Here is a 19,424-nt window from a genome sequence, read left to right on the forward strand (position 1 = left end):
TGATGCGCACGGTGATGTATATCCTCACCACCATTGCCGTGGTTGGATTGGCCTTCTGGGCTTACCGCGAGAATTACGCGACCCAGCAGGCGCTGAGCGATGCCGACAGGCTGCATGCCAATATCCGCGCGGCCCATGCCCGTTTGGCCGTGCTGCGTGCCGAATGGGCCTTTCAAAACCGCCCGGCCCGGCTGCGCGATCTGGCGGATCTGAATTTTGACCGTCTGGGCCTGTTGCCGCTGCATCCCGGCCAGTTCGGCCAGGTCGATCAAGTCGCCTATCCGCCCCAGCCCTTGCTGCCGATCACCGATCCTGTGGATGTCTCGACCATGAATTACGAGGCGCTGAACGGTCTTTCCGAGGAGAAGGTTGAATGATCCGCACCCCGCTGCGCCCGCTGGCCCGCATCCTCGAGGCCCGCGAGAAGGGGGAAAACCCCGATGCGATCGAACGTGAGAACAAGCGCATCCGCCATGAGCAGATGCGTGACAAGGCGCGGATGCGCGCCGAAGGGCGGCTTCTGGTGCTGGGTGTCTGTTTCCTTTGTGCCTTCACCGTGATCGGCGGACGCATGGGGCTGCTGGCGATGTCGGAACCGTCTGAGCCGCGCGGCCATGCGCCGGGGGCCGTGATCTCGGCCTCGCGTGCGGATATCACGGACCGGAACGGCAACCTTCTGGCCACCAATTTCGAGACCCACGCGCTCTATGCGCAGCCGCGCCACATGATCGACCCGGAGATGGCCGCGAAAAAGCTGGTCAAAATCTTTCCCGACCTGAAAGAAGAGCGCCTGATCAAAGATTTCACGGGCAAGCGCAAGTTCCTGTGGATCAAGAAGAAAATCAGCCCCGAACAGATGCAGGCCGTGCATGATATCGGCGATCCGGGGCTATTGTTCGCGCCGCGCGACATGCGTCTTTACCCCAACGGCTCGCTTGCAGCCCATGTGCTGGGTGGGGCGAGCTATGGCAAGGAAGGCGTCCATGCCGCGGAGGTGATCGGCGTGGCGGGGGCCGAGAAGTATTTCGACGACTATCTGCGCGACCCGGCCAATGGCAACAAACCCCTAGAGCTGTCGCTCGACCTCACCGTGCAGGCCGCGGCGGAGCGGGTGCTTTATGGCGGCATGAAGCTGATGAACGCCAAGGGCGCGACCAGCATTCTGATGGATGTGCACACGGGCGAGGTGATCTCGGTCGCCTCGCTGCCGGACTTCGACCCCAACAACCGGCCCCGGCCTTTGACCCAAGGCGATGCCTCCGACAGCCCGCTGTTCAACCGCGCGGTGCAGGGGGTCTATGAACTGGGCTCGACCTTCAAGATTTTCGCAGCGGCACAGGCGGTGGAACTGGGGCTGTTTAACGCCGACACGATCATCGACACCTCCGGCCCGATGAAGGTTGGCGGCTTCCGCATCGGTGAATTCCGCAACAAGAACTACGGCAAGCTGAGCGTCGCCGACATCATCGTGCATTCCTCGAACCGGGGCACGGGCCGGATGGCGCTGGAAATCGGCATCGAACGGCAGCAGGAGTTCCTCAAAAGCCTCGGTTTCTTTGAGCCGACCCCCTTTGAGATCGTCGAAGCCTCGGGCGGCAAGCCGCTCTTGCCGAGCCGTTGGACCGAATTGTCGAGCGTGACGATCTCCTACGGCCACGGGCTGTCGAGCACGCCGATGCACCTTGCCGCGGGCTATGCCGCCATCGCCAATGGCGGGCGCGCGGTAAAACCCACGTTGCTGAAGCAATCCGCCCCCAACTCGGCCCCCGCGTCATGTCCGAAGAGACCGCCGCGCAGGCGCGGATGATGCTGCGCAAGGTGGTGACCGATGGCACGGCCAGCTTCGCCGAGGTGCCGGGCTATCAGATCGCGGGCAAGACAGGCACCGCCGACAAGCCCAAGCCCACGGGCGGCTATTACGACGACAAGGTGATCAACACTTTCGCCAGCATCTTCCCGATCAACGATCCGAAATATGTGCTGATCGTCACGCTGGACGAACCGGTTGAGACTTCGGGCCCGAAACCGCGCCGCACGGCGGGGTGGACCGCCGTGCCCGTAGCCGCCGAGATGGTGCGCCGCATCGCGCCTTTGCTGGGGCTGCGCCCCGCTGTTGAACCGGTGAACGACGCTGTGCTAACGCTGACCAGCAGCAACTGAAAAGACATCTCTATGACCGACCGGGCCGTACCCCTTTCCTCTCTCGGGCTGACCGCGCGGGCGGGGGCCAACCCTATGATCACCGGCATCGCGGTCGACAGCCGTGAGGTGCGCGAAGGCACGCTTTTCGCGGCTCTGCCCGGCAGCCGTGTGCATGGGGCAGAATTCATTCAATACGCCCTGCGCATGGGTGCGGCGGCGGTGCTGACCGATGCGGCGGGCGCCAAACTCGCCGCCGAGGAATTGGCGGGCTCGGATGCCGCGCTGGTGGTCTCCGACCTCCCGCGGGAGGCGCTGGCGCGCACGGCCGCGCTTTGGTTCGGCGGCCAGCCCGCCACGATGATCGCGGTCACCGGCACCAATGGGAAAACCTCGGTCTCGACCTTCGTGCGCCAGATTTGGGTTGAGATGGGATTGCCTGCCGTAAACCTCGGCACCACCGGGGTAGAGGGCGCATGGGCCGCCCCCTTGGCCCATACCACGCCCGAGCCGATCACCCTGCACCGCACACTGGCCGAGGCGGCGGCGAATGGCATCACCCATGCCGCGATGGAAGCGTCGAGCCACGGGCTCGACCAGCGGCGGCTGGATGGGGTGACGCTCAAGGCGGCGGGCTTTACCAACTTTACCCAAGACCATCTGGACTATCACGAGACATTCGAGGCCTATTTCGCCGCCAAAGCCGCGCTTTTCGCCCGTGTCCTGCCCGAAGACGGCACGGCGGTGGTCAATATCGACGATGAAAAAGGCGTCGACATCGCGGCCATCGCCCGCGCGCGGGGCTGTCAGGTGATCACCGTAGGCCGCGACGGGGGCGATCTGCACCTGCAAGGCCAGCGGTTCGATGCCACGGGTCAAGACCTGCGATTTAGCTGGCGCGGCAAGACCTATCAAAAGCGGCTCAATCTGATCGGCGGTTTTCAGGGCGATAACGTTTTGCTGGCCGCAGGGCTCGTCATCGCCTGCGGTGCCGACCCGCAAGAGGTCTTCGACACGCTGCCGCATCTCACCACCGTGCGGGGCCGGATGCAGCTTGCCGCCACCCGCGACAATGGCGCGGCGGTTTTTGTCGATTACGCCCATACGCCCGATGCGGTGGCCACGGCGCTCGCCGCCATGCGCCCGCATGTCATGGGCAGGCTTGTCGCCATCGTCGGCGCGGGCGGCGATAGGGACCGGGCCAAACGGCCCTTGATGGGGCAGGCGGCGGCGCAACATGCGGATATGGTCATCGTCACCGACGACAACCCGCGCAGCGAAGACCCGGCGAGCATCCGTGCCGCCGTGCTGGGCGGCGCACCCGAGGCTTGGGAAGTCGGCGACCGGGCCGAAGCCATCCTGCGCGGTGTGGACGCGCTGGAGCCGGGCGACGCGCTGCTCATCGCGGGCAAGGGGCATGAGACCGGGCAGACCGTGGGCGACGACGTGCTGCCTTTCGACGATGTGGAACAGGCCAGCGTGGCCGTGGCGGCACTGGACGGGAGATTGGCATGAGCCTTTGGACAGGGAGCGAAGCGGCAGAGGCCACGGGCGGGCAGGCGCAGGGCGATTGGGTTTGCAACGGGGTGTCGATCGACACACGGACCTTGCAGCCCGGCGATCTCTTCGTCGCACTCAAGGCCGCGCGGGACGGGCATGAATTCGTGGCCCAAGCGCTCGACAAAGGGGCCGCTGCCGCGCTCGTGACCCATGCCCCCGAAGGCGTGGCCGCGGATGCGCCGCTGCTGATCGTTGAGGATGTGCAGCAGGCGCTCGAAGCGCTTGGCCGGGCAGGGCGCGCCCGCCTCGGCCCGCAGGCCAAGGTGGCGGCGGTGACCGGCAGCGTCGGCAAGACCTCGACCAAGGAGATGCTGCTGGCGATCTTTGGCGATCAAGGCCGGGCCCATGCCAGCGTCGACAGCTATAACAACCATTGGGGCGTGCCGCTGACTTTGGCGCGGATGCCGCGCGATACCGATTACGCGGTGATCGAGATCGGCATGAACCACCCCGGAGAGATTGCCCCCCTTGCCCAACAGGCGCGGCCTGATGCGGCGATGGTGACGAATGTCGCCGCCGTCCACCTCGAAGCCTTCAAGGATGTCGCCGCCATTGCGGTGGAAAAAGCCAGCATCTTCGACGGGATGGAGCCGGGCGGCGTGGCGGTGATCAACGCGGACCACGCGCATAGCGAAATCGTCTTGGCCAAAGCGCTGGAGCGCGGCCTGCGCGAGACGACCTTTGGTCAGGCAGGCCATCACTACAAGCTGGGCGAGGTCAAGGTTCAGGGCGATGCCACCGTGGCCCAGGCCGAGGTCGAAGGCGCGCCGCTGATCTTCAAGATCGCCACGCCGGGGCGGCATTTCGCGATGAACGCGCTTGGCGCGCTGGCAGTGGCCGAGGCGCTTGGCGCGGATCGGGCGCTGGCCGTGCAATCGCTGGGCCGCTGGTTGCCCTATGCCGGGCGCGGGGTGCGTGAGCGCATCCAGCTCGACCCCATAGACACCTATCTGGCGCTGGAATTGATCGACGACAGCTATAACGCCAACCCAACCTCCATGGCCGCGGCGCTTGAGGTGTTGGCCGCCTCGGAAGTCACCCATGACATCGGGCGCGTCAGCAAGGGGCGGCGGATTGCCTTTGTCGGCGATATGAAAGAACTCGGCCCCGAGGCTGTGGCGCTGCATGCCGGTCTCGCCGATCTGGATGCTACCCGCGCGCTCGACGTGGTGCATTGCGTCGGCCCGTTGATGAAAGCCTTTTACGACAATCTGCCCGAACATCAGCGCGGCGATTGGACGGAAACCGCCGAAGAGATGTTGCAAGGACTCCGCGCAAGGCTTGATTCCGGCGATGTCGTGCTGATCAAAGGGTCGCTTTCGATGAAGCTGGGCGGTATTGTTGACGCCATCCGCAAAATGGGCCATCCGGTCCCGACCGCCTGATCGGCGATTCACCCCACATGATGAGTTAGGACGCGATATATGCTCTATTGGTTGACGCTGCTGTCGGATGGCGGCGATTTTTTTAACCTGTTTCGCTATATCACCTTCCGCGCGGGCGGGGCGTTTCTGACGGCATTGGTGTTCGGCTTTATCTTCGGCAAACCGCTGATCGAAGTGCTGCGCAAGCGGCAGGGCAAGGGCCAGCCGATCCGCGATGACGGCCCAGAGGGGCATTTCGCCAAGGCGGGCACGCCCACCATGGGCGGGCTGCTGATCGTGGGGGCTTTGCTGACCTCGACCCTGCTTTGGGCGCGGCTCGACAATCCTTTCGTCTGGCTGGTGCTTTTCGTCACCATGAGTTTCGCCGCCATCGGCTATGCCGACGACCACGCCAAGGTCAGCAAGCAAAACACCGATGGCGTGCCGGGCAAGCTGCGGCTTTTGCTAGGCTTTCTGATCGCGGGCATCGCGGGCTATTGGGCCGCGCAATACCATCCGGCAGAGTTGCAGTACCAAATGGCGCTGCCGGTGTTCAAAGACACGCTGATCAACCTCGGGGTGCTCTTCGTGCCCTTCGCCATCATCGTGATCGTCGGCTCGGCCAATGCGGTAAACCTGACCGACGGGCTTGATGGTCTGGCCATCATGCCGGTGATGATCGCCGCCGGAGCGCTTGGCGTCATCGCCTATGCCGTGGGCCGCGTCGACTTCACCGATTATCTTGACGTGCATTATGTTCCGGGCACGGGCGAAATCCTGATCTTTACCGCCGGTCTCTTCGGTGGCGGCCTCGGGTTCCTGTGGTACAACGCGCCGCCCGCCGCCGTCTTCATGGGCGACACCGGCTCGCTGGCGCTTGGCGGGGCCTTGGGCGCCATCGCCGTGGCCACCAAGCACGAATTGGTGCTGGCGGTCGTCGGCGGGCTCTTCGTGGTCGAGGCGCTCTCGGTCATCGTGCAGGTGCTCTACTTCAAGCGCACCGGCAAGCGGGTCTTCCTGATGGCACCGATCCACCACCACTACGAGAAAAAGGGCTGGGCCGAGCCGCAGATCGTGATCCGTTTCTGGATCATCTCACTGATCCTCGCCCTGCTGGGTCTGGCGACGCTGAAGGTGCGCTAAGCCCTTAAAAGATCGACCAATCCATGTGACGCGCCAGAAGGGCCAGTGCTTCGGTGCCCTTTTGGCTGTTGCCATAGCGGTTGAGCCCCGGCGACCAGACCGCGATGCTGGCCCGCCCCGGCACGATGGCGAGGATGCCGCCGCCCACACCGGACTTGCCCGGCAGGCCCACGCGATAGGCGAAATCGCCCGATCCGTCGTAATGCCCGCAGGTCAGCATCAGCGCGTTGAGCCGTCGGATGCGGCTGGGGGCCACCAAGCGCGGAACGTCCGGCGCTTCGATCAAGAAACGGCCCGCCATGGCCAGTTGCTCCACCGTCATCTCCATCGCGCAATGGTGGAAATAGGTGCCAAGCGTCCGTTCCGGCGCGTTGATGAGGTTCCCGTAGCTCGCCAGAAAATGCGCCAGCGCAAAGTTGCGGTGGCCAAAATCGGTCTCTGAGGCGGCGACCGTGTCATTGATGTGGATGTCATCCGTCCCCGCCGCTTCGCGCACGAAACGCAGGATCTCGGCCAGCGCCTCGCGCGGCTCGCGGTTGCCCAAGACTTCGTCCGTGGTGACGATCGCACCTGCGTTGATGAAGGGATTGCGCGGCCGGCCCTGTTCCTGCTCCAACTGCACGATGGAGTTAAAAGCCCGGCCCGAAGGCTCCCGCCCCACGCGGTGCCACAGTTGGTCGCCCGAGCGGCCAAGGGCGATGGCCAGCGTAAAGACCTTGGTGATGGACTGGACCGAAAAGGGCACCTGCGTGTCGCCCGCCACATGGCATTTGCCATCCGCCGTCACCACGGCGATGCCGAATTGCGCCGGGTCCACCTTGGCCAGTTGCGGAATATAGGCCGCCACATCGCCCCAGTGGTCATCCTCGCGCATCATGGCATTGAGGCGCGGCAACACATCGTCAAGGTCAGGTTTGGCGGGGCTGGACATCTTCGGCGGCCTCTGGCTTGTGATGGGCGCATCATGCCCCATTCTGGGGTCAACGGGTAGCAGGGGATTGCAGATGATTCCAGTACAGGGCTTGGAAGGCGCACGCGTGGCGGTGCTGGGATTGGGCCGCTCGGGCCTGAGTGCAGCGCGCGCGTTGCAAGCGGGCGGGGCCAAGGTCAGCTGCTGGGACGACAATCCCGCCGCACGGGCGCGGGCCGAGCGGGAAGGCTTCGCCTGTGTCGATCTCAATGCCCCCGGCGCTTTGGACAAGATCGCCCGGCTGATCGTCAGCCCCGGCATCCCGCATCTCTACCCCGCGCCGAACCCGGTGGTGGCATCGGCGCTTGCCGCAGGGGTGCCGGTGGACAATGACATCGGCCTCTTTTTCCAAAGCTTCGCCACGCTGGCATGGGATCACTACGACGTGGCCCCGCGGGTGGTGGCGGTGACCGGCTCGAACGGGAAATCGACGACTTCGGCGCTTATTCACCACATCCTTGAGCATGTCGGGCGGCCTTGCCAACTGGCGGGCAACATCGGGCGCGGGGTGCTGGACCTCGATCCCGCCGTGGATGGGGAGGTCGTGGTGCTGGAGCTTAGCAGCTACCAGACCGAACTGGCGCGCGCGCTGACGCCGGATGTGGCGGTTTTCACCAATCTCAGCCCCGACCATCTGGACCGCCATGCGGGGATGGGGGGCTACTATGCCGCGAAGCGTCGCCTCTTTGCCGAAGGTGGCCCGGACCGCGCGGTGATCGGCGTGGATGAGGCCGAGGGCCGCTTCCTTGCCGGGCAACTCAGCGAGGGGCCGAGCGACGACCGTGTGATCCGCATTAGCGCCGAGACCAAGCTTTCCGGTCCCGGCTGGCATGTCTTTGCCCGCAAGGGGTTCTTGAGCGAATATCGTCGCGGCAAACAGGTCGGCGCGATCGACCTGCGCGGCATCCAAGGGTTGCCGGGCGCGCATAACCACCAGAACGCCTGCGCCGCCTATGCCGCCTGCCGCGCGCTTGGCCTTGCCCCGCGGGTGATCGAGGCGGCGTTTCACAGCTTCGGTGGCCTGCCGCATCGCAGCCAGACCGTGGCCGAGGCGCATGGCGTCCGCTACGTCAATGACAGCAAGGCCACCAATGTCGACAGCGCGGCCAAGGCACTGGCGGCGTTCAAGAACATCCGCTGGATCTGCGGCGGGCTTGAGAAAGAAGGCGGTCTAAAAGGGCTGGCAGAGGCGCAAGGATCGGTCCGCAAAGCCTATGTGATCGGGCGCGAAGCCGCGCATTTCGCCATGCAACTCACCGCAGAGACCGAAGTCTGCGGCACGATGGAACAGGCCGTGGCGCGGGCGGCGGCAGAGGCCGAAGAGGGCGATGTCGTCCTGCTGGCCCCGGCGGCGGCGAGTTTCGATCAATACGACAGTTTTGAGCGCCGCGGTGAGGATTTCGTGGCGCAGGTGCAGAAGGTGCTGGCGGAGTAGGGCGGTGCCTAGCCCGCAATCGCCCGTGCCGCCGCCATGCCCGAAGACCACGCCCACTGAAAGTTATACCCGCCGAGCCAGCCGGTCACATCCACGGCCTCGCCGATGAAATAGAGCCCCGGCACCTCTTTCGCCGCCATGGTCTTGGAGGATAGCCCGTCGGTATCAACCCCGCCCAGTGTGACCTCTGCCGTGCGATATCCTTCGGTGCCGCCGGGGTGAAGCTGCCAGTTCTCGATGCCTGTGATGAATGCGGAAAGCCGCGCGTCCGACCAATCCGCCAGATTCCCCGACAGGTCGAACGTCTGCCCCAGATGTTCCACCAGCCGCGCGGGGAGGTGTTGCGCGAGAACGGTGGTGAAGTTCCGCCGCCCCGCGCGTTGCCGCTGGTCGCGGAGCGCGTCCAAGAGGGTGCCTTCGGGGGCGAGGTTCACGGTGATCGGCTCGCCTTCGCGCCAGTAGGAGGACGCCTGCAAGACGGCGGGGCCAGAGAGACCGCGATGGGTAAAGAGCAGCGCCTCGTCAAACGCGGCCTCTCCGGCGGTAATACGCGCCGGGGTGGCGACACCGGCCAGCGGCGCAAAGCGGCCTTCGGCAAAGGTAAAGGGCACCAGCCCGGCCCGCGTATCGGTGACGCTCAGCCCAAATTGGCGCGCGATGTCATAGGCGACCCCGGTCGCGCCCATCTTGGGGATCGACTTGCCCCCGGTGGCGATCACGAGGTTTCGGGCCGTGACTTTCACCGACTTATCAGGCGCTTGCAGGTCGAAGCTGAACTGCCCATCGACCTTCGCGAAATTGTTGGCGCTGCTCTTCAGTTGCAGATCGACCCCGGCCTGCTGCATCAACCCGCGCAGCATGGCGATGATCTCTTTCGCGCTGGTGTCGCAGAAAAGCTGGCCGAGGGTTTTCTCATGCCAAGCGATGCCGTGACGGTCGACCAGTTCGATGAAATCCCACTGTGTGTAGCGGGCCAAAGCGGATTTGGCGAAATGCGGGTTCTGGCTCAGAAAGGCCTGCGGTTCGCAGTACATATTGGTGAAATTGCAGCGCCCGCCGCCCGAGATGCGGATCTTCTCGCCCGGGGCTTTGGCATGGTCCACCACCAGCACCCGCCCGCCCGCATGGGCAGCGCACATCATGCCTGCGGCACCGGCTCCGATAATGGCTGTATCGACTTGCATGGGCGCGCTCTGCCTCAATGCGCGGCCCCGGTCAAGAAGACGTGAGACCGGTTGCCGCTTTGCCAAGGCGCCATAGCTGGGGTGCAACGCAACTGACGAAAGGAGCAGAGAATGACCAAACTGACCGCAGAACAAGATTTTCCGAAGATGGACGTGGCCAAGCTCGGCGGCGGCACGCTGACCTTGGGCCAGCCACAAGAGGGGCGCGATTGGCAGTTGGTGGTGGTCTACCGCGGCCTGCACTGCCCGATTTGCAAAAAGTATCTCGCGCAATTGGAAAAGCTGCAAAGCCAGTTCCATGAGATTGGCGTCGATGTGATTGCTGTCTCTGGTGATCCCGAGGAGAAGGCCAAGGCCATGGCCGAGGAAGACAGCCTGACCCTGCCTATCGGCTATGATCTGAGCCTCGACCAGATGGCGGAACTGGGGCTCTACATCTCTGACCCGCGCAGCCCGCAGGAGACCGACCGGCCCTTCGCCGAACCTGCGACCTTTGTCATCAACGATGAGGGCAAATTGCAGATCATCGACATTTCCAACGCGCCATTCGCGCGGCCCGAGTTGGAAGGTCTGCTGAACGGCCTCAAATTCGTCCGCGACAAGGGCTACCCGGTGCGCGGCACCCATAAGGCCGCCTGATTGCGCGCGACCTGAAAGGGCGACCTGATCGCCCGGCGGCGGGGCTTGGCAATGCCCCGCTGACCCCGCCCGCCTTAGCGGGGTGAAATGCACTAGCTTCATATGACAATTCGGGCTATTCTGCCCGGATGAGACCCGCAAAGGGGCCGTTGAGGCAGTTAAGGCAGATACCCATGACAGAGATGGTCTATGGCGCGGTCCCGGTGCGAGATGGTGAACCGATCCTTCCAAAATGGTGGCGCACGGTCGACCGTTGGGCTTTGTCCTGCGTGTTGATCCTCTTTGCCGTTGGCATGCTTTTGGGGCTGGCAGCATCCCCGCCCTTGGCCGCAAAAAACGGCTTTGATGCTTTCCACTATGTGCAGCGGCAGGCGTTCTTCGGCGGATTGGCGCTGATCGCGATGTTGCTGACCTCGATGATGTCCCCGGTGCTGGTGCGGCGTCTGGCGGTGCTGGGCTTCGTGGTCGCCTTCGTGGCACTGGCGCTGTTGCCTTTCTTCGGCACCGATTTTGGCAAGGGGGCGACGCGCTGGTATTCGCTGGGTTTCGCCTCGTTCCAGCCCTCCGAATTCCTGAAACCCGGTTTCATGGTCGCTGCCGCATGGATGATGGCCGCCGCGACCGAGATCAACGGCCCTCCGGGCAAATCGTGGTCCTTCGCGCTTTGTATCTCTATCGTGTTGATGCTGGCGATGCAGCCCGACTTTGGGCAGGCTTGCCTTGTGCTGTTCGGCTGGGGGGTGATGTATTTCGTGGCCGGCGCGCCGATGGTGCTGCTGGTCGGTATGGCGGGGCTCGTCGTTCTGGCGGGCACCTTCGCCTATTCCAATTCCGAACACTTCGCCCGGCGGATCGACGGCTTTCTCAGCGTCGATGTCGATCCCACCACCCAGCTTGGCTATGCCACAAACGCCATCCGCGAGGGCGGGCTTTTCGGCGTAGGCGTGGGCGAAGGCGAGGTGAAATGGTCGCTGCCCGATGCGCATACCGACTTCATCATCGCCGTCGCCGCCGAGGAATATGGCCTGATCATGGTCGTCTGCATTATCGCCCTATATACTGTCGTGGTCGTCCGGTCGCTGCTGCGTCTGGTGCGCGAGCGTGACCCCTTCATCCGGCTGGCCGGAACCGGGCTGGCCTGCACATTCGGAGTACAGGCAATGATCAACATGGGTGTGGCAGTGCGGCTTTTGCCCGCCAAGGGCATGACCCTACCTTTCGTGAGCTACGGCGGCTCTTCAGTGATCGCCAGCGGCATCGCCGTGGGCATGCTGTTGGCCTTTACCCGGACCCGCCCGCAGGGTGAGATCAGCGATATTCTGGGTCGGGGCCGCCGCTGATGGCCGCCCCACTGTTGATCATCGCCGCCGGGGGAACCGGTGGGCATATGTTTCCCGCGCAGGCCTTGGCCGAGGTGATGTTGAAGCGCGGCTGGCGTGTGAAGCTCAGCACCGATGCGCGCGGCGCGCGCTATACCGGCGGCTTTCCCGAAGCGGTCGAGATTACCCAGATCAGCAGCGCCACCTTTGCCCGGGGCGGCGTGGTGGCCAAAGCCTTGGTGCCCTTCCGCATTGCCGCCGGTGTGGTCCGCTCTAGCCTCAACATGCTGCGCGACCGGCCATCGGTCGTGGTAGGCTTTGGCGGCTATCCGTCGATCCCCGCGCTCGGCGCCGCTTGGGCGCTGCGCATGCCCCGGATGATCCACGAGCAGAACGGCATTCTGGGCCGCGTGAATGAGATTTTTGCCAAACGGGTTCACGCCGTGGCCTGCGGCATCTGGCCCACGAAACTGCCCGAGGGCGTGCAGGGCTGGCATGTGGGCAATCCCGTTCGCGCCGCCGTGCTGGACCGCGCCGGTGCCGCCTATATCCCGCCGGGTGACTACCCGATGGAGGTTTTGGTCATGGGCGGCAGCCAAGGCGCGCGCATCCTCTCGGACGTGGTGCCCCCGGCGCTTGCGGCCCTGCCGATGAACATGATCCGCAACATCCGCGTCAGCCATCAGGCCCGCGACGAAGACGGCCAGCGGGTGGCGGACTACTACGCCGAATCCGGCATCAGCGCCGATGTGCGCCCCTTCTTTGACGATGTGCCCCGCCGCATGTCCGAGGCGCAGCTGGTGATCAGCCGCTCCGGTGCCTCCAGCGTGGCCGACCTGTCGGTGATCGGGCGTCCGTCGATCCTGATCCCCTTTGCCGCCGCGGCGGGGGATCACCAAAGCGCCAATGCCCGCGGCTTGGTCGAGGCCGGGGCTGCGATCATGGTGCCCGAACGCAAGGCCAATCCAGATATCATGACCGACCAGATCCTCGCCGTGCTTGAGATGCCCGAAGGGGCAATGCAGATGGCGCGCGCCGCGCTTTCGGTCGGCAAACCCGATGCGGCCGAGACATTGGCCGATATGGTTGAGCAGCTCGCTGCCCAAGGCACGCTCACCCCCGCAGAAGAGGAACACCCGCAATGAACGCCGCCGCCACCAAACTGCCGACCGATGTCGGCCCGATCCATTTCGTCGGCATCGGCGGCATCGGCATGTCCGGCATCGCCGAAGTGCTTTTGAACCACGGCTACAAGGTGCAGGGGTCGGACCTCAAAACCACCAAGATCACCGTGCGGCTGGCCGAATTGGGCGGGCGCATCTTCGAGGGGCAGGCGGCTGAGAATATCGAAGGCGCGGCGGTGGTCGTGATCTCTTCGGCGATCAAGCCGGGCAATGCCGAGTTGGACGAGGCGCGCCGCCGTGGCCTGCCGGTCGTCCGCCGGGCCGAGATGCTGGCCGAGCTGATGCGGCTCAAGTCCAACATCGCCGTAGCGGGGACCCATGGCAAGACGACGACCACCACGCTGGTCGCAGAACTGCTGGTCGCAGGCGGTATCGACCCCACGGTCGTCAACGGCGGCATCATCCACGCCTATGGCTCCAACGCGCGGATGGGGCAGGGCGACTGGATGGTGGTCGAGGCGGATGAGAGCGACGGCAGTTTCAACCGCTTGCCCGCCACCATCGCCATCGTCACCAATATCGACCCCGAGCATATGGAGCATTGGGGCGACTTCGACACGCTGCGGCAGGGGTTTTTGAACTTCGTCTCGAACATTCCCTTCTACGGGCTGGCGGTCTGTTGCACCGATCACCCGGAAGTGCAGTCGCTTGTGGGCAAGCTCACCGACCGGCGCGTCATGACCTATGGGTTCAACGCGCAGGCCGATGTGCGCGCCGTGGGGCTGCATTACAAAGACGGCGTGGCGCATTTCGACGTGCATCTTCAGTCCGAAGACAGGGTGATCAAAAACTGCGCCCTGCCGATGCCCGGCGATCACAACGTATCAAACGCGCTGGCGGCGGTGACCGTGGCGCGGCACCTTGGGATGAAGCTTGAGCAAATCCGCGACGCTTTAGGCAGTTTTGGCGGGGTGAACCGCCGCTTTACCCGCGTGGGCGAGGTGGACGGCGTGACCATTATTGATGACTACGGCCACCACCCGGTTGAGATCGCCGCCGTGCTGAAAGCCGCGCGGCAGGCCAGCGCGGGCCGCGTGATCGCCGTGCACCAGCCGCACCGCTATTCCCGCCTGTCGCATCACTTTGACGAGTTCTGCGCCTGTTTTAACGATGCCGATGTGGTGGGCATCGCCGATGTCTATGCCGCGGGCGAAGAGCCCATTCCCGGTGCCGACCGAGATGGGCTGGTCGCGGGGTTGATCCAGCACGGCCATCGCCATGCCTATGCGGTCGAAGATGCCGAGGCGCTGACGCAACTGGTCCTGCGCGAGGCGCGCCCCGGCGATATGGTGGTCTGCCTTGGGGCGGGTACGATCAGCGGATGGGCCAATGACCTGCCCGAGGCGCTGCGCGCGGCCAAGGGGGCGGCTGCGTGACCCTCGTCTGGCTGTCGATCCTCTGGGTCTTCGCCGCCGTGACCGTGGCCATGCTGCCGCTGCGCTCTCAATACCTGCCGGGGTGGTTCTGCTGATTGCCGCGCCCTTGCTGATCATCGCCATCGGTGTGACCCAGTCATGGGCCTATGCGCTTTTGGCGCTGCTGGCGTTCCTGTCGATGTTCCGCAATCCGCTGCGCTATCTCTGGGCGCGGCTGCGGGGCCAAAAGCCGGAGCTGCCGAAATGAGCCTCTCTCTCATCCTTGCCTGTTTCTGGTTCGTGATCGCCAATATCCTTGCCATGACGCCGAGCAAGGATTCCCACTGGCGCAGCGCCTATCTGCTGATCGCCGTGGGCATACCGATTGTGGGTTTCGTCACCGCTCAGCACGGGCCGTGGCTGGGCCTATTGGTGCTGGCGGGGGGCTGTTCGGTGCTGCGCTGGCCCGTGGTCTATTTCGTGCGCTGGCTGCGCCGCGGGGCAGGCCGGGTCAAAGGCCCGGCGGAATGACCCTGACGCCGACCCTCGTGGCGCTGCTCTCGGTCTTTGCGGTCTGGATGATCGCCTGTATCTGGACCGGTTTTCGCGCCCGCGTGCTGTGGTTCTTTCTTGTACTGGCGGCAGGCTTTGCGCTCAATGCCACATGGATGGTTTTCGGGCTGGATGCGCGGGTGTTCGAGCCGCATGCGCTTTTGGCGCAGCTTTCCGTCCTATTCTATGCGGTGGGCGGTTTCGGGCTGGGCTGGCTTGCGGGGCGGGTGGCCAAACGCTGGCGCGAAAGCCGCGTCGATCCGCCGTCTTCTTGATGGTTTGCCCTGCCGTGCAAATGCGCTAAGTGCGGCGCCATGATTAAGCTGAATATCCCCGACCTGCGCGGCAGGCTGACCCCAAATCGCGCCCTGAGCGACCTGACATGGCTCCGCGTCGGCGGCCCTGCGGATTACCTGTTCCAACCCGCCGATGTGGAGGACCTGTGCCTTTTCATGCGGCGTTTGCCGCAAGGGGTGACGGTTTTCCCCATGGGCGTGGGCAGCAATCTCATCGTGCGCGACGGCGGGCTGCGGGCGGTGGTGATCCGGCTGGGCCGGGGTTTCAACGGGATTGAGATCGACGGCGATCAGGTGACGGCGGGGGCCGCAGCGCTCGACGCCCATGTGGCACGCAAGGCGGCGGATGCGGGGCTGGACCTGACCTTTCTGCGCACCATTCCCGGCAGCATCGGCGGCGCGTTGCGTATGAATGCGGGCTGTTACGGCAGCTACACGGCGGATCACTTCGTCTCGGCTCAGGCTGTGACCCGCGCGGGCGAGGTGGTGACCCTGACGGCAGATGACCTCAACTTCCGCTACCGGCAGAGCGATCTCTCGCCCGGCGCGGTGCTGATCGGGGCGACCTTTGCGCCGCCCAAAGGCGTGCCGGAGGAGCTTCACACCCGGATGGAGCAGCAGCTTGCCAAACGGGATGAGAGCCAGCCCACGAAAGACCGCAGCGCCGGCTCCACTTTCCGCAACCCAGCGGGCTTCTCTTCGACCGGGAAGGCGGATGATGTGCATGATTTGAAGGCGTGGAAGGTGATCGATGACGCCGGGATGCGCGGGGCCACCGTAGGCGGCGCGCAGATGAGCCCGAAACACTCAAATTTCCTGATCAACACCGGCGGCGCCACGGCCCATGATCTTGAGACATTGGGCGAAGAGGTGCGAAAAAAGGTTTACGCTTCAAGCGGTATAAGGCTAGAATGGGAAATTAAGCGCGTCGGTGAGAAATTGGGCGATCCGGCGCCGCAAAGCTAAGCCGCGGCGCAGCAGCTAAGCCACGGCAGAAGCAAAGAAAACAACGATAGGGGCCGCAAACGGTCCGAGGCGAAGAGGCACTTTGGTGGGTAAGTCGAGCGGACAGACCCCGACAGTGGCGGTATTGATGGGTGGCCCCTCGGCCGAGCATGAGGTGTCCCTGTCCAGTGGGCGTGCATGCGCCGCTGCCTTGCGGGAACATGGCGGATATAACGTGATCGAGGTCGAAGCCGACCGCGATCTTCCAGCCGTTCTGGCCGATCTTAACCCCTATGCCGTTCTGAATTGCCTGCATGGCCGTTGGGGCGAAGATGGCTGTGTGCAGGGGTTGCTGGAGTGGCTCAAGCTGCCCTACACCCATTCCGGCGTGCTGGCCTCGGCGCTTGCGATGGACAAGCAGCGCTCCAAGGATGTGTTCCGCCACGCGGGGCTGCCCGTGCTGGAAAGCGTGATCGCGCCCAAGGCCGATGTGATGGCCGCCCATGTCATGGCGCCGCCCTATGTGGTCAAACCCAATAACGAAGGCTCTTCGGTTGGGGTCTACCTCGTGGCCGAGGAAAACAACGGCCCGCCGCAACTGTCCGAAGACATGCCCGCCGAGGTGATGGTCGAGACTTTCGCGCCGGGGCGTGAGTTGACCACCACCGTGATGGGCGACCGGGCACTGGCGGTGACGGATATCATCACCACCGGCTGGTATGACTATGACGCAAAATACAAGCCCGGCGGCTCGCGCCATGTGGTGCCCGCCGATCTGCCGCAAGAGATCACCGATCTGTGTTTCGACTATGCCCGCCGCGCCCATGCGGCGCTTGGCTGCAAGGGCATCAGCCGCACCGATTTTCGCTGGGACGAGGCGCGCGGCCCAGAGGGGCTGATCCTGTTGGAGACCAACACCCAGCCCGGCATGACTGCCACTTCGCTCTCGCCCGAGCAGGCCGCGGCCTGCGGCATTTCATTCCCTGAGCTTTGCGCCTGGATGGTGGAGGACGCTACATGCGATCGCTGATCCGCCGCCGCCCGGAAACGGTCAAGGCCGATCCCGCCCCGTCGCGGTGGTCATGGCGCATGCAGCGGTTGATGCTGACGCCGGGGTTCCGTTTTGCCCTGCGCGTGGGGCTGCCCTTCACGCTGAGCCTGCTGGCGGGCACGATCTATATGGCGGACGAAGAGCGGCGCGGCACCGTGGTGCAGGCCATCGCCGACGTGCGCGCCAGCATCGAAGAGCGGCCCGAGTTCATGGTCAAACTCATGGCCATCGACGGGGCGAGCGACATGCTCTCGACCGAAATCCGCACCGCGCTGCCGCTGGAATTTCCGCTGTCCTCCTTCGATCTCGACCTGCCGCAAATCCGTGAGAAGATCACCGACATCGACGGGGTAAAACAGGCCAATGTGCGCATCCGCCCCGGCGGCGTGCTGCAAATCGACGTGACCCCGCGCGTGCCTGTGGCCGTCTGGCGCAGTGAAACGGGGCTGGCGCTGGTGGACAATACCGGTGCCCATGTGGCACGGATCGAGGCGCGGCGCGATCATGCCGACCTGCCGCTGATCGCGGGGGCAGGGGCCGACAAAGCGGTGCCGGAGGCGCTCAAGCTGATCGGGGCCGCGAATGTCTTGGGCGACCGGCTGCGCGGTTTGGTCCGCGTCGGCCAGCGCCGCTGGGACGTGGTGCTGGACCGCGATCAAACGATCATGTTGCCCGAAGAAAACGCGCTGCAAGCGCTGGAACGGGTGATCGCGCTGGAAGGCGCCCAAGAGGTTCTTACGCGGGATGTGGCGCGTGTGGACATGCGGTTGGCGGCAAGACCGACCCTTAGAATGAACGAAGATGCCACCCGCGAATGGTGGCACATCAGGCAGCTTTCCGGCCAGTAAGATGGCCATTGGAATCGGGACAGTAACGAAATGATGGACCTATACGACAGTCAGCGTTCGATGCGGCACATGCGCAAATTGGCGATCCAACGCGGGGTGGTCGCCATTTTGGATGTGGGCAGCTCCAAGATCGCCTGTCTGGTGCTGCGCTTTGACGGTGCCGGGCTTGATAGCGACAGTGGCGACATCGGGTCCTTGGCCGGGCAGTCTGGGTTCCGGGTCATCGGGGCGGCGACCACCCGCTCACGCGGGGTCCGTTTTGGTGAGATTTGCGCCATGGGCGAGACCGAGCGCGCGATCCGCACCGCGCTTCAGGCCGCACAGAAAATGGCTGGCATCCGCGTCGATCACGTCATCGCTTGTTTCTCGGGCGGGGAGCCGCGCAGCTATGGGCTCGACGCCTCGGTCGAGTTGGAGGGGCAATCGGTCTCGGAGCAGGACGTGGCGCGTGTGCTGGCGGGCTGCGACGTGCCGGAATATGGCGAGGGCCGCGAGGTGCTGCACGCCCAGCCGGTGAACTTCGCGCTGGATCACCGCAGCGGTCTGGCCGACCCGCGCGGCCAGCTGGGCAACAGCCTCTCGGTGGACATGCATATGCTGACCGTCGACGCCGATACGGTGCAGCATCTGGCCCATTGCATCAAACGCTGTGATCTGGAACTGGCCGGGATCGCCTCATCCTCCTACGCTTCGGGCATTTCGGCGCTGGTCGAGGATGAGCAAGAGCTAGGTGCCGCCTGTATCGACTTTGGCGGTGGCACCACGGGCCTGTCGATCTTTATCAAGAAACATATGATCTATGCCGATACGGTGCGGATGGGCGGGGATCACGTCACCTCCGACATCTCCATGGGTCTGCAAGTGCCGATGGCCAATGCCGAGCGGATCAAGACCTTCTACGGCGGGGTGCATGCCACCGGCATGGACGACCGCGACATGATCGAGATCGGCGGCGAGACCGGCGATTACGAACACGACCGCCGCACCGCCAGCCGGGCGGAGCTGATCGGCATCATGCGCCCGCGTGTCGAAGAGATCCTCGAAGAGGTCCGCGTTCGGCTGGATGCCGCCGGTTTCGACCACTTGCCAAGCCAACAGATTGTGCTTACCGGGGCGGGCAGTCAGATACCGGGCCTTGACGGGCTGGCCAGCAAGATCCTTGGCCAGCAGGTTCGTCTGGGGCGCCCACTGCGCGTGCATGGGCTGCCGCAGGCCGCGACCGGGCCGGGCTTCGCCTCTGCCGTGGGGCTTGCGCTTTTCGCGGCGCATCCGCAGGACGAATGGTGGGATTTCGACATCCCTGCCGATCGCTACCCGTCCCGCTCGCTCAAACGCGCGGTGAAATGGTTTAGAGACAACTGGTGACCCCAATATCGGGTGAGAAGCCCGAGATAAGGCGGAAACTGGCAAGTTTCTGCCCATATTTAGCGTCAAAACGAT

At 64.5% G+C, this 19,424-nt stretch carries 18 protein-coding genes and 1 pseudogene; 17 read left to right on the forward strand and 2 right to left on the reverse strand.

Annotated elements, in window-relative coordinates; translation table 11 throughout:
- Positions 1-2: 2 nt before the first annotated feature.
- From ftsL to mraY, 5 genes and pseudogenes are all read left to right on the forward strand, one after another.
- A complete protein-coding gene (ftsL, locus tag CUR85_RS12865; protein WP_067261787.1) occupies positions 3-377 on the forward strand; it encodes a cell division protein FtsL in 375 nt (124 codons plus the stop codon).
- Positions 374-2,160 (forward strand): annotated as a pseudogene (locus CUR85_RS12870) (peptidoglycan D,D-transpeptidase FtsI family protein). The gene ftsL and the pseudogene CUR85_RS12870 overlap by 4 nt, the downstream one beginning before the upstream one ends.
- A 12-nt stretch (positions 2,161-2,172) precedes the next feature.
- Positions 2,173-3,654: a UDP-N-acetylmuramoyl-L-alanyl-D-glutamate--2,6-diaminopimelate ligase gene (locus tag CUR85_RS12875; protein ID WP_067261772.1), complete on the forward strand. Its 1,482-nt coding sequence runs from the start codon at positions 2,173-2,175 to the stop codon at positions 3,652-3,654.
- Positions 3,651-5,084: a UDP-N-acetylmuramoyl-tripeptide--D-alanyl-D-alanine ligase gene (locus CUR85_RS12880; RefSeq protein WP_067261774.1), complete on the forward strand. Its 1,434-nt coding sequence runs from the start codon at positions 3,651-3,653 to the stop codon at positions 5,082-5,084. The genes CUR85_RS12875 and CUR85_RS12880 overlap by 4 nt, the downstream gene beginning before the upstream one ends.
- A 39-nt stretch (positions 5,085-5,123) precedes the next feature.
- Positions 5,124-6,206 carry a phospho-N-acetylmuramoyl-pentapeptide-transferase gene (gene mraY, locus CUR85_RS12885; RefSeq protein ID WP_067261776.1) on the forward strand — a complete coding sequence of 361 codons (1,083 nt, stop codon included), beginning with the start codon at positions 5,124-5,126 and terminating at the stop codon, positions 6,204-6,206.
- A 4-nt stretch (positions 6,207-6,210) separates the two neighbouring features.
- On the opposite strand, the gene CUR85_RS12890 is transcribed toward mraY, so the two are convergent.
- A complete protein-coding gene (locus CUR85_RS12890; RefSeq protein ID WP_067261778.1) occupies positions 6,211-7,137 on the reverse strand; it encodes a glutaminase in 927 nt (308 codons plus the stop codon).
- Between the two features lie 73 nt (positions 7,138-7,210).
- On the opposite strand from CUR85_RS12890, the gene murD reads away from it, so the two are divergent.
- A complete protein-coding gene (murD, locus tag CUR85_RS12895; RefSeq protein WP_067261779.1) occupies positions 7,211-8,611 on the forward strand; it encodes a UDP-N-acetylmuramoyl-L-alanine--D-glutamate ligase in 1,401 nt (466 codons plus the stop codon).
- Positions 8,612-8,619: 8 nt separating this feature from the next.
- On the opposite strand, the gene CUR85_RS12900 is transcribed toward murD, so the two are convergent.
- Positions 8,620-9,795 (reverse strand): BaiN/RdsA family NAD(P)/FAD-dependent oxidoreductase, encoded by a 1,176-nt coding sequence (locus CUR85_RS12900; RefSeq protein WP_067261781.1) that lies wholly within the window; start codon positions 9,793-9,795, stop codon positions 8,620-8,622.
- A 111-nt stretch (positions 9,796-9,906) separates the two neighbouring features.
- Here CUR85_RS12900 and CUR85_RS12905 point away from each other — a divergent pair, with 111 nt between their 5' ends.
- From CUR85_RS12905 to ftsA, 11 genes are all read left to right on the forward strand, one after another.
- The gene (locus CUR85_RS12905) at positions 9,907-10,434 is read left to right on the forward strand and encodes a peroxiredoxin-like family protein (RefSeq protein WP_067261783.1); all 528 of its coding nucleotides are present in this window, start codon (positions 9,907-9,909) and stop codon (positions 10,432-10,434) included.
- A gap of 173 nt (positions 10,435-10,607) precedes the next feature.
- Positions 10,608-11,774: a putative lipid II flippase FtsW gene (ftsW, locus tag CUR85_RS12910; RefSeq protein WP_067261784.1), complete on the forward strand. Its 1,167-nt coding sequence runs from the start codon at positions 10,608-10,610 to the stop codon at positions 11,772-11,774.
- Positions 11,774-12,898, forward strand: a complete 1,125-nt coding sequence (locus CUR85_RS12915) for a UDP-N-acetylglucosamine--N-acetylmuramyl-(pentapeptide) pyrophosphoryl-undecaprenol N-acetylglucosamine transferase (RefSeq protein ID WP_067261786.1) — start codon at positions 11,774-11,776, stop codon at positions 12,896-12,898. Before ftsW ends, CUR85_RS12915 begins: the two co-directional genes overlap by 1 nt.
- Positions 12,895-14,313, forward strand: a complete 1,419-nt coding sequence (gene murC / locus CUR85_RS12920) for a UDP-N-acetylmuramate--L-alanine ligase (protein ID WP_136720177.1) — start codon at positions 12,895-12,897, stop codon at positions 14,311-14,313. The genes CUR85_RS12915 and murC overlap by 4 nt, the downstream gene beginning before the upstream one ends.
- A gap of 82 nt (positions 14,314-14,395) precedes the next feature.
- Positions 14,396-14,560: a DUF2484 family protein gene (locus CUR85_RS12925; protein WP_343245451.1), complete on the forward strand. Its 165-nt coding sequence runs from the start codon at positions 14,396-14,398 to the stop codon at positions 14,558-14,560.
- Entirely contained in the window at positions 14,557-14,823 is a 267-nt protein-coding gene (locus CUR85_RS12930) for a DUF2484 family protein (protein WP_067263246.1), read from the forward strand. The genes CUR85_RS12925 and CUR85_RS12930 overlap by 4 nt, the downstream gene beginning before the upstream one ends.
- Positions 14,820-15,119: a hypothetical protein gene (locus CUR85_RS12935; protein ID WP_067263249.1), complete on the forward strand. Its 300-nt coding sequence runs from the start codon at positions 14,820-14,822 to the stop codon at positions 15,117-15,119. The genes CUR85_RS12930 and CUR85_RS12935 overlap by 4 nt, the downstream gene beginning before the upstream one ends.
- A 39-nt stretch (positions 15,120-15,158) precedes the next feature.
- Positions 15,159-16,106: a UDP-N-acetylmuramate dehydrogenase gene (murB, locus tag CUR85_RS12940; protein ID WP_067263251.1), complete on the forward strand. Its 948-nt coding sequence runs from the start codon at positions 15,159-15,161 to the stop codon at positions 16,104-16,106.
- 85 nt (positions 16,107-16,191) lie between these two features.
- On the forward strand, positions 16,192-17,115 hold the full coding sequence (locus CUR85_RS12945) for a D-alanine--D-alanine ligase (protein WP_082852017.1): 924 nt from the start codon (positions 16,192-16,194) through the stop codon (positions 17,113-17,115).
- On the forward strand, positions 17,103-17,984 hold the full coding sequence (locus tag CUR85_RS12950) for a cell division protein FtsQ/DivIB (protein WP_067263255.1): 882 nt from the start codon (positions 17,103-17,105) through the stop codon (positions 17,982-17,984). Before CUR85_RS12945 ends, CUR85_RS12950 begins: the two co-directional genes overlap by 13 nt.
- 30 nt (positions 17,985-18,014) lie before the next feature.
- Entirely contained in the window at positions 18,015-19,349 is a 1,335-nt protein-coding gene (ftsA, locus tag CUR85_RS12955) for a cell division protein FtsA (RefSeq protein ID WP_067263257.1), read from the forward strand.
- The last annotated feature ends 75 nt before the right edge of the window (positions 19,350-19,424 follow it).

It is taken from the genome of Sulfitobacter faviae, from assembly GCF_029870955.1.
Classification (GTDB): domain Bacteria; phylum Pseudomonadota; class Alphaproteobacteria; order Rhodobacterales; family Rhodobacteraceae; genus Sulfitobacter; species Sulfitobacter faviae.

What these genes read in the sequence shown, in the direction of transcription:
- CUR85_RS12950 (WP_067263255.1), top strand. Translation starts at nt 17,103, where the DNA reads ATGCGATCGCTGATCCGCCGCCGCCCGGAAACGGTCAAGGCCGATCCC.
- ftsL (WP_067261787.1), top strand. Translation starts at nt 3, where the DNA reads ATGCGCACGGTGATGTATATCCTCACCACCATTGCCGTGGTTGGATTG.
- CUR85_RS12875 (WP_067261772.1), top strand. Translation starts at nt 2,173, where the DNA reads ATGACCGACCGGGCCGTACCCCTTTCCTCTCTCGGGCTGACCGCGCGG.
- CUR85_RS12890 (WP_067261778.1), bottom strand. Translation starts at nt 7,137, where the DNA reads ATGTCCAGCCCCGCCAAACCTGACCTTGACGATGTGTTGCCGCGCCTC.
- CUR85_RS12930 (WP_067263246.1), top strand. Translation starts at nt 14,557, where the DNA reads ATGAGCCTCTCTCTCATCCTTGCCTGTTTCTGGTTCGTGATCGCCAAT.
- CUR85_RS12915 (WP_067261786.1), top strand. Translation starts at nt 11,774, where the DNA reads ATGGCCGCCCCACTGTTGATCATCGCCGCCGGGGGAACCGGTGGGCAT.
- murC (WP_136720177.1), top strand. Translation starts at nt 12,895, where the DNA reads ATGAACGCCGCCGCCACCAAACTGCCGACCGATGTCGGCCCGATCCAT.
- murD (WP_067261779.1), top strand. Translation starts at nt 7,211, where the DNA reads ATGATTCCAGTACAGGGCTTGGAAGGCGCACGCGTGGCGGTGCTGGGA.
- CUR85_RS12905 (WP_067261783.1), top strand. Translation starts at nt 9,907, where the DNA reads ATGACCAAACTGACCGCAGAACAAGATTTTCCGAAGATGGACGTGGCC.
- CUR85_RS12935 (WP_067263249.1), top strand. Translation starts at nt 14,820, where the DNA reads ATGACCCTGACGCCGACCCTCGTGGCGCTGCTCTCGGTCTTTGCGGTC.
- ftsW (WP_067261784.1), top strand. Translation starts at nt 10,608, where the DNA reads ATGACAGAGATGGTCTATGGCGCGGTCCCGGTGCGAGATGGTGAACCG.
- murB (WP_067263251.1), top strand. Translation starts at nt 15,159, where the DNA reads ATGATTAAGCTGAATATCCCCGACCTGCGCGGCAGGCTGACCCCAAAT.
- ftsA (WP_067263257.1), top strand. Translation starts at nt 18,015, where the DNA reads ATGATGGACCTATACGACAGTCAGCGTTCGATGCGGCACATGCGCAAA.
- CUR85_RS12880 (WP_067261774.1), top strand. Translation starts at nt 3,651, where the DNA reads ATGAGCCTTTGGACAGGGAGCGAAGCGGCAGAGGCCACGGGCGGGCAG.
- CUR85_RS12900 (WP_067261781.1), bottom strand. Translation starts at nt 9,795, where the DNA reads ATGCAAGTCGATACAGCCATTATCGGAGCCGGTGCCGCAGGCATGATG.
- mraY (WP_067261776.1), top strand. Translation starts at nt 5,124, where the DNA reads ATGCTCTATTGGTTGACGCTGCTGTCGGATGGCGGCGATTTTTTTAAC.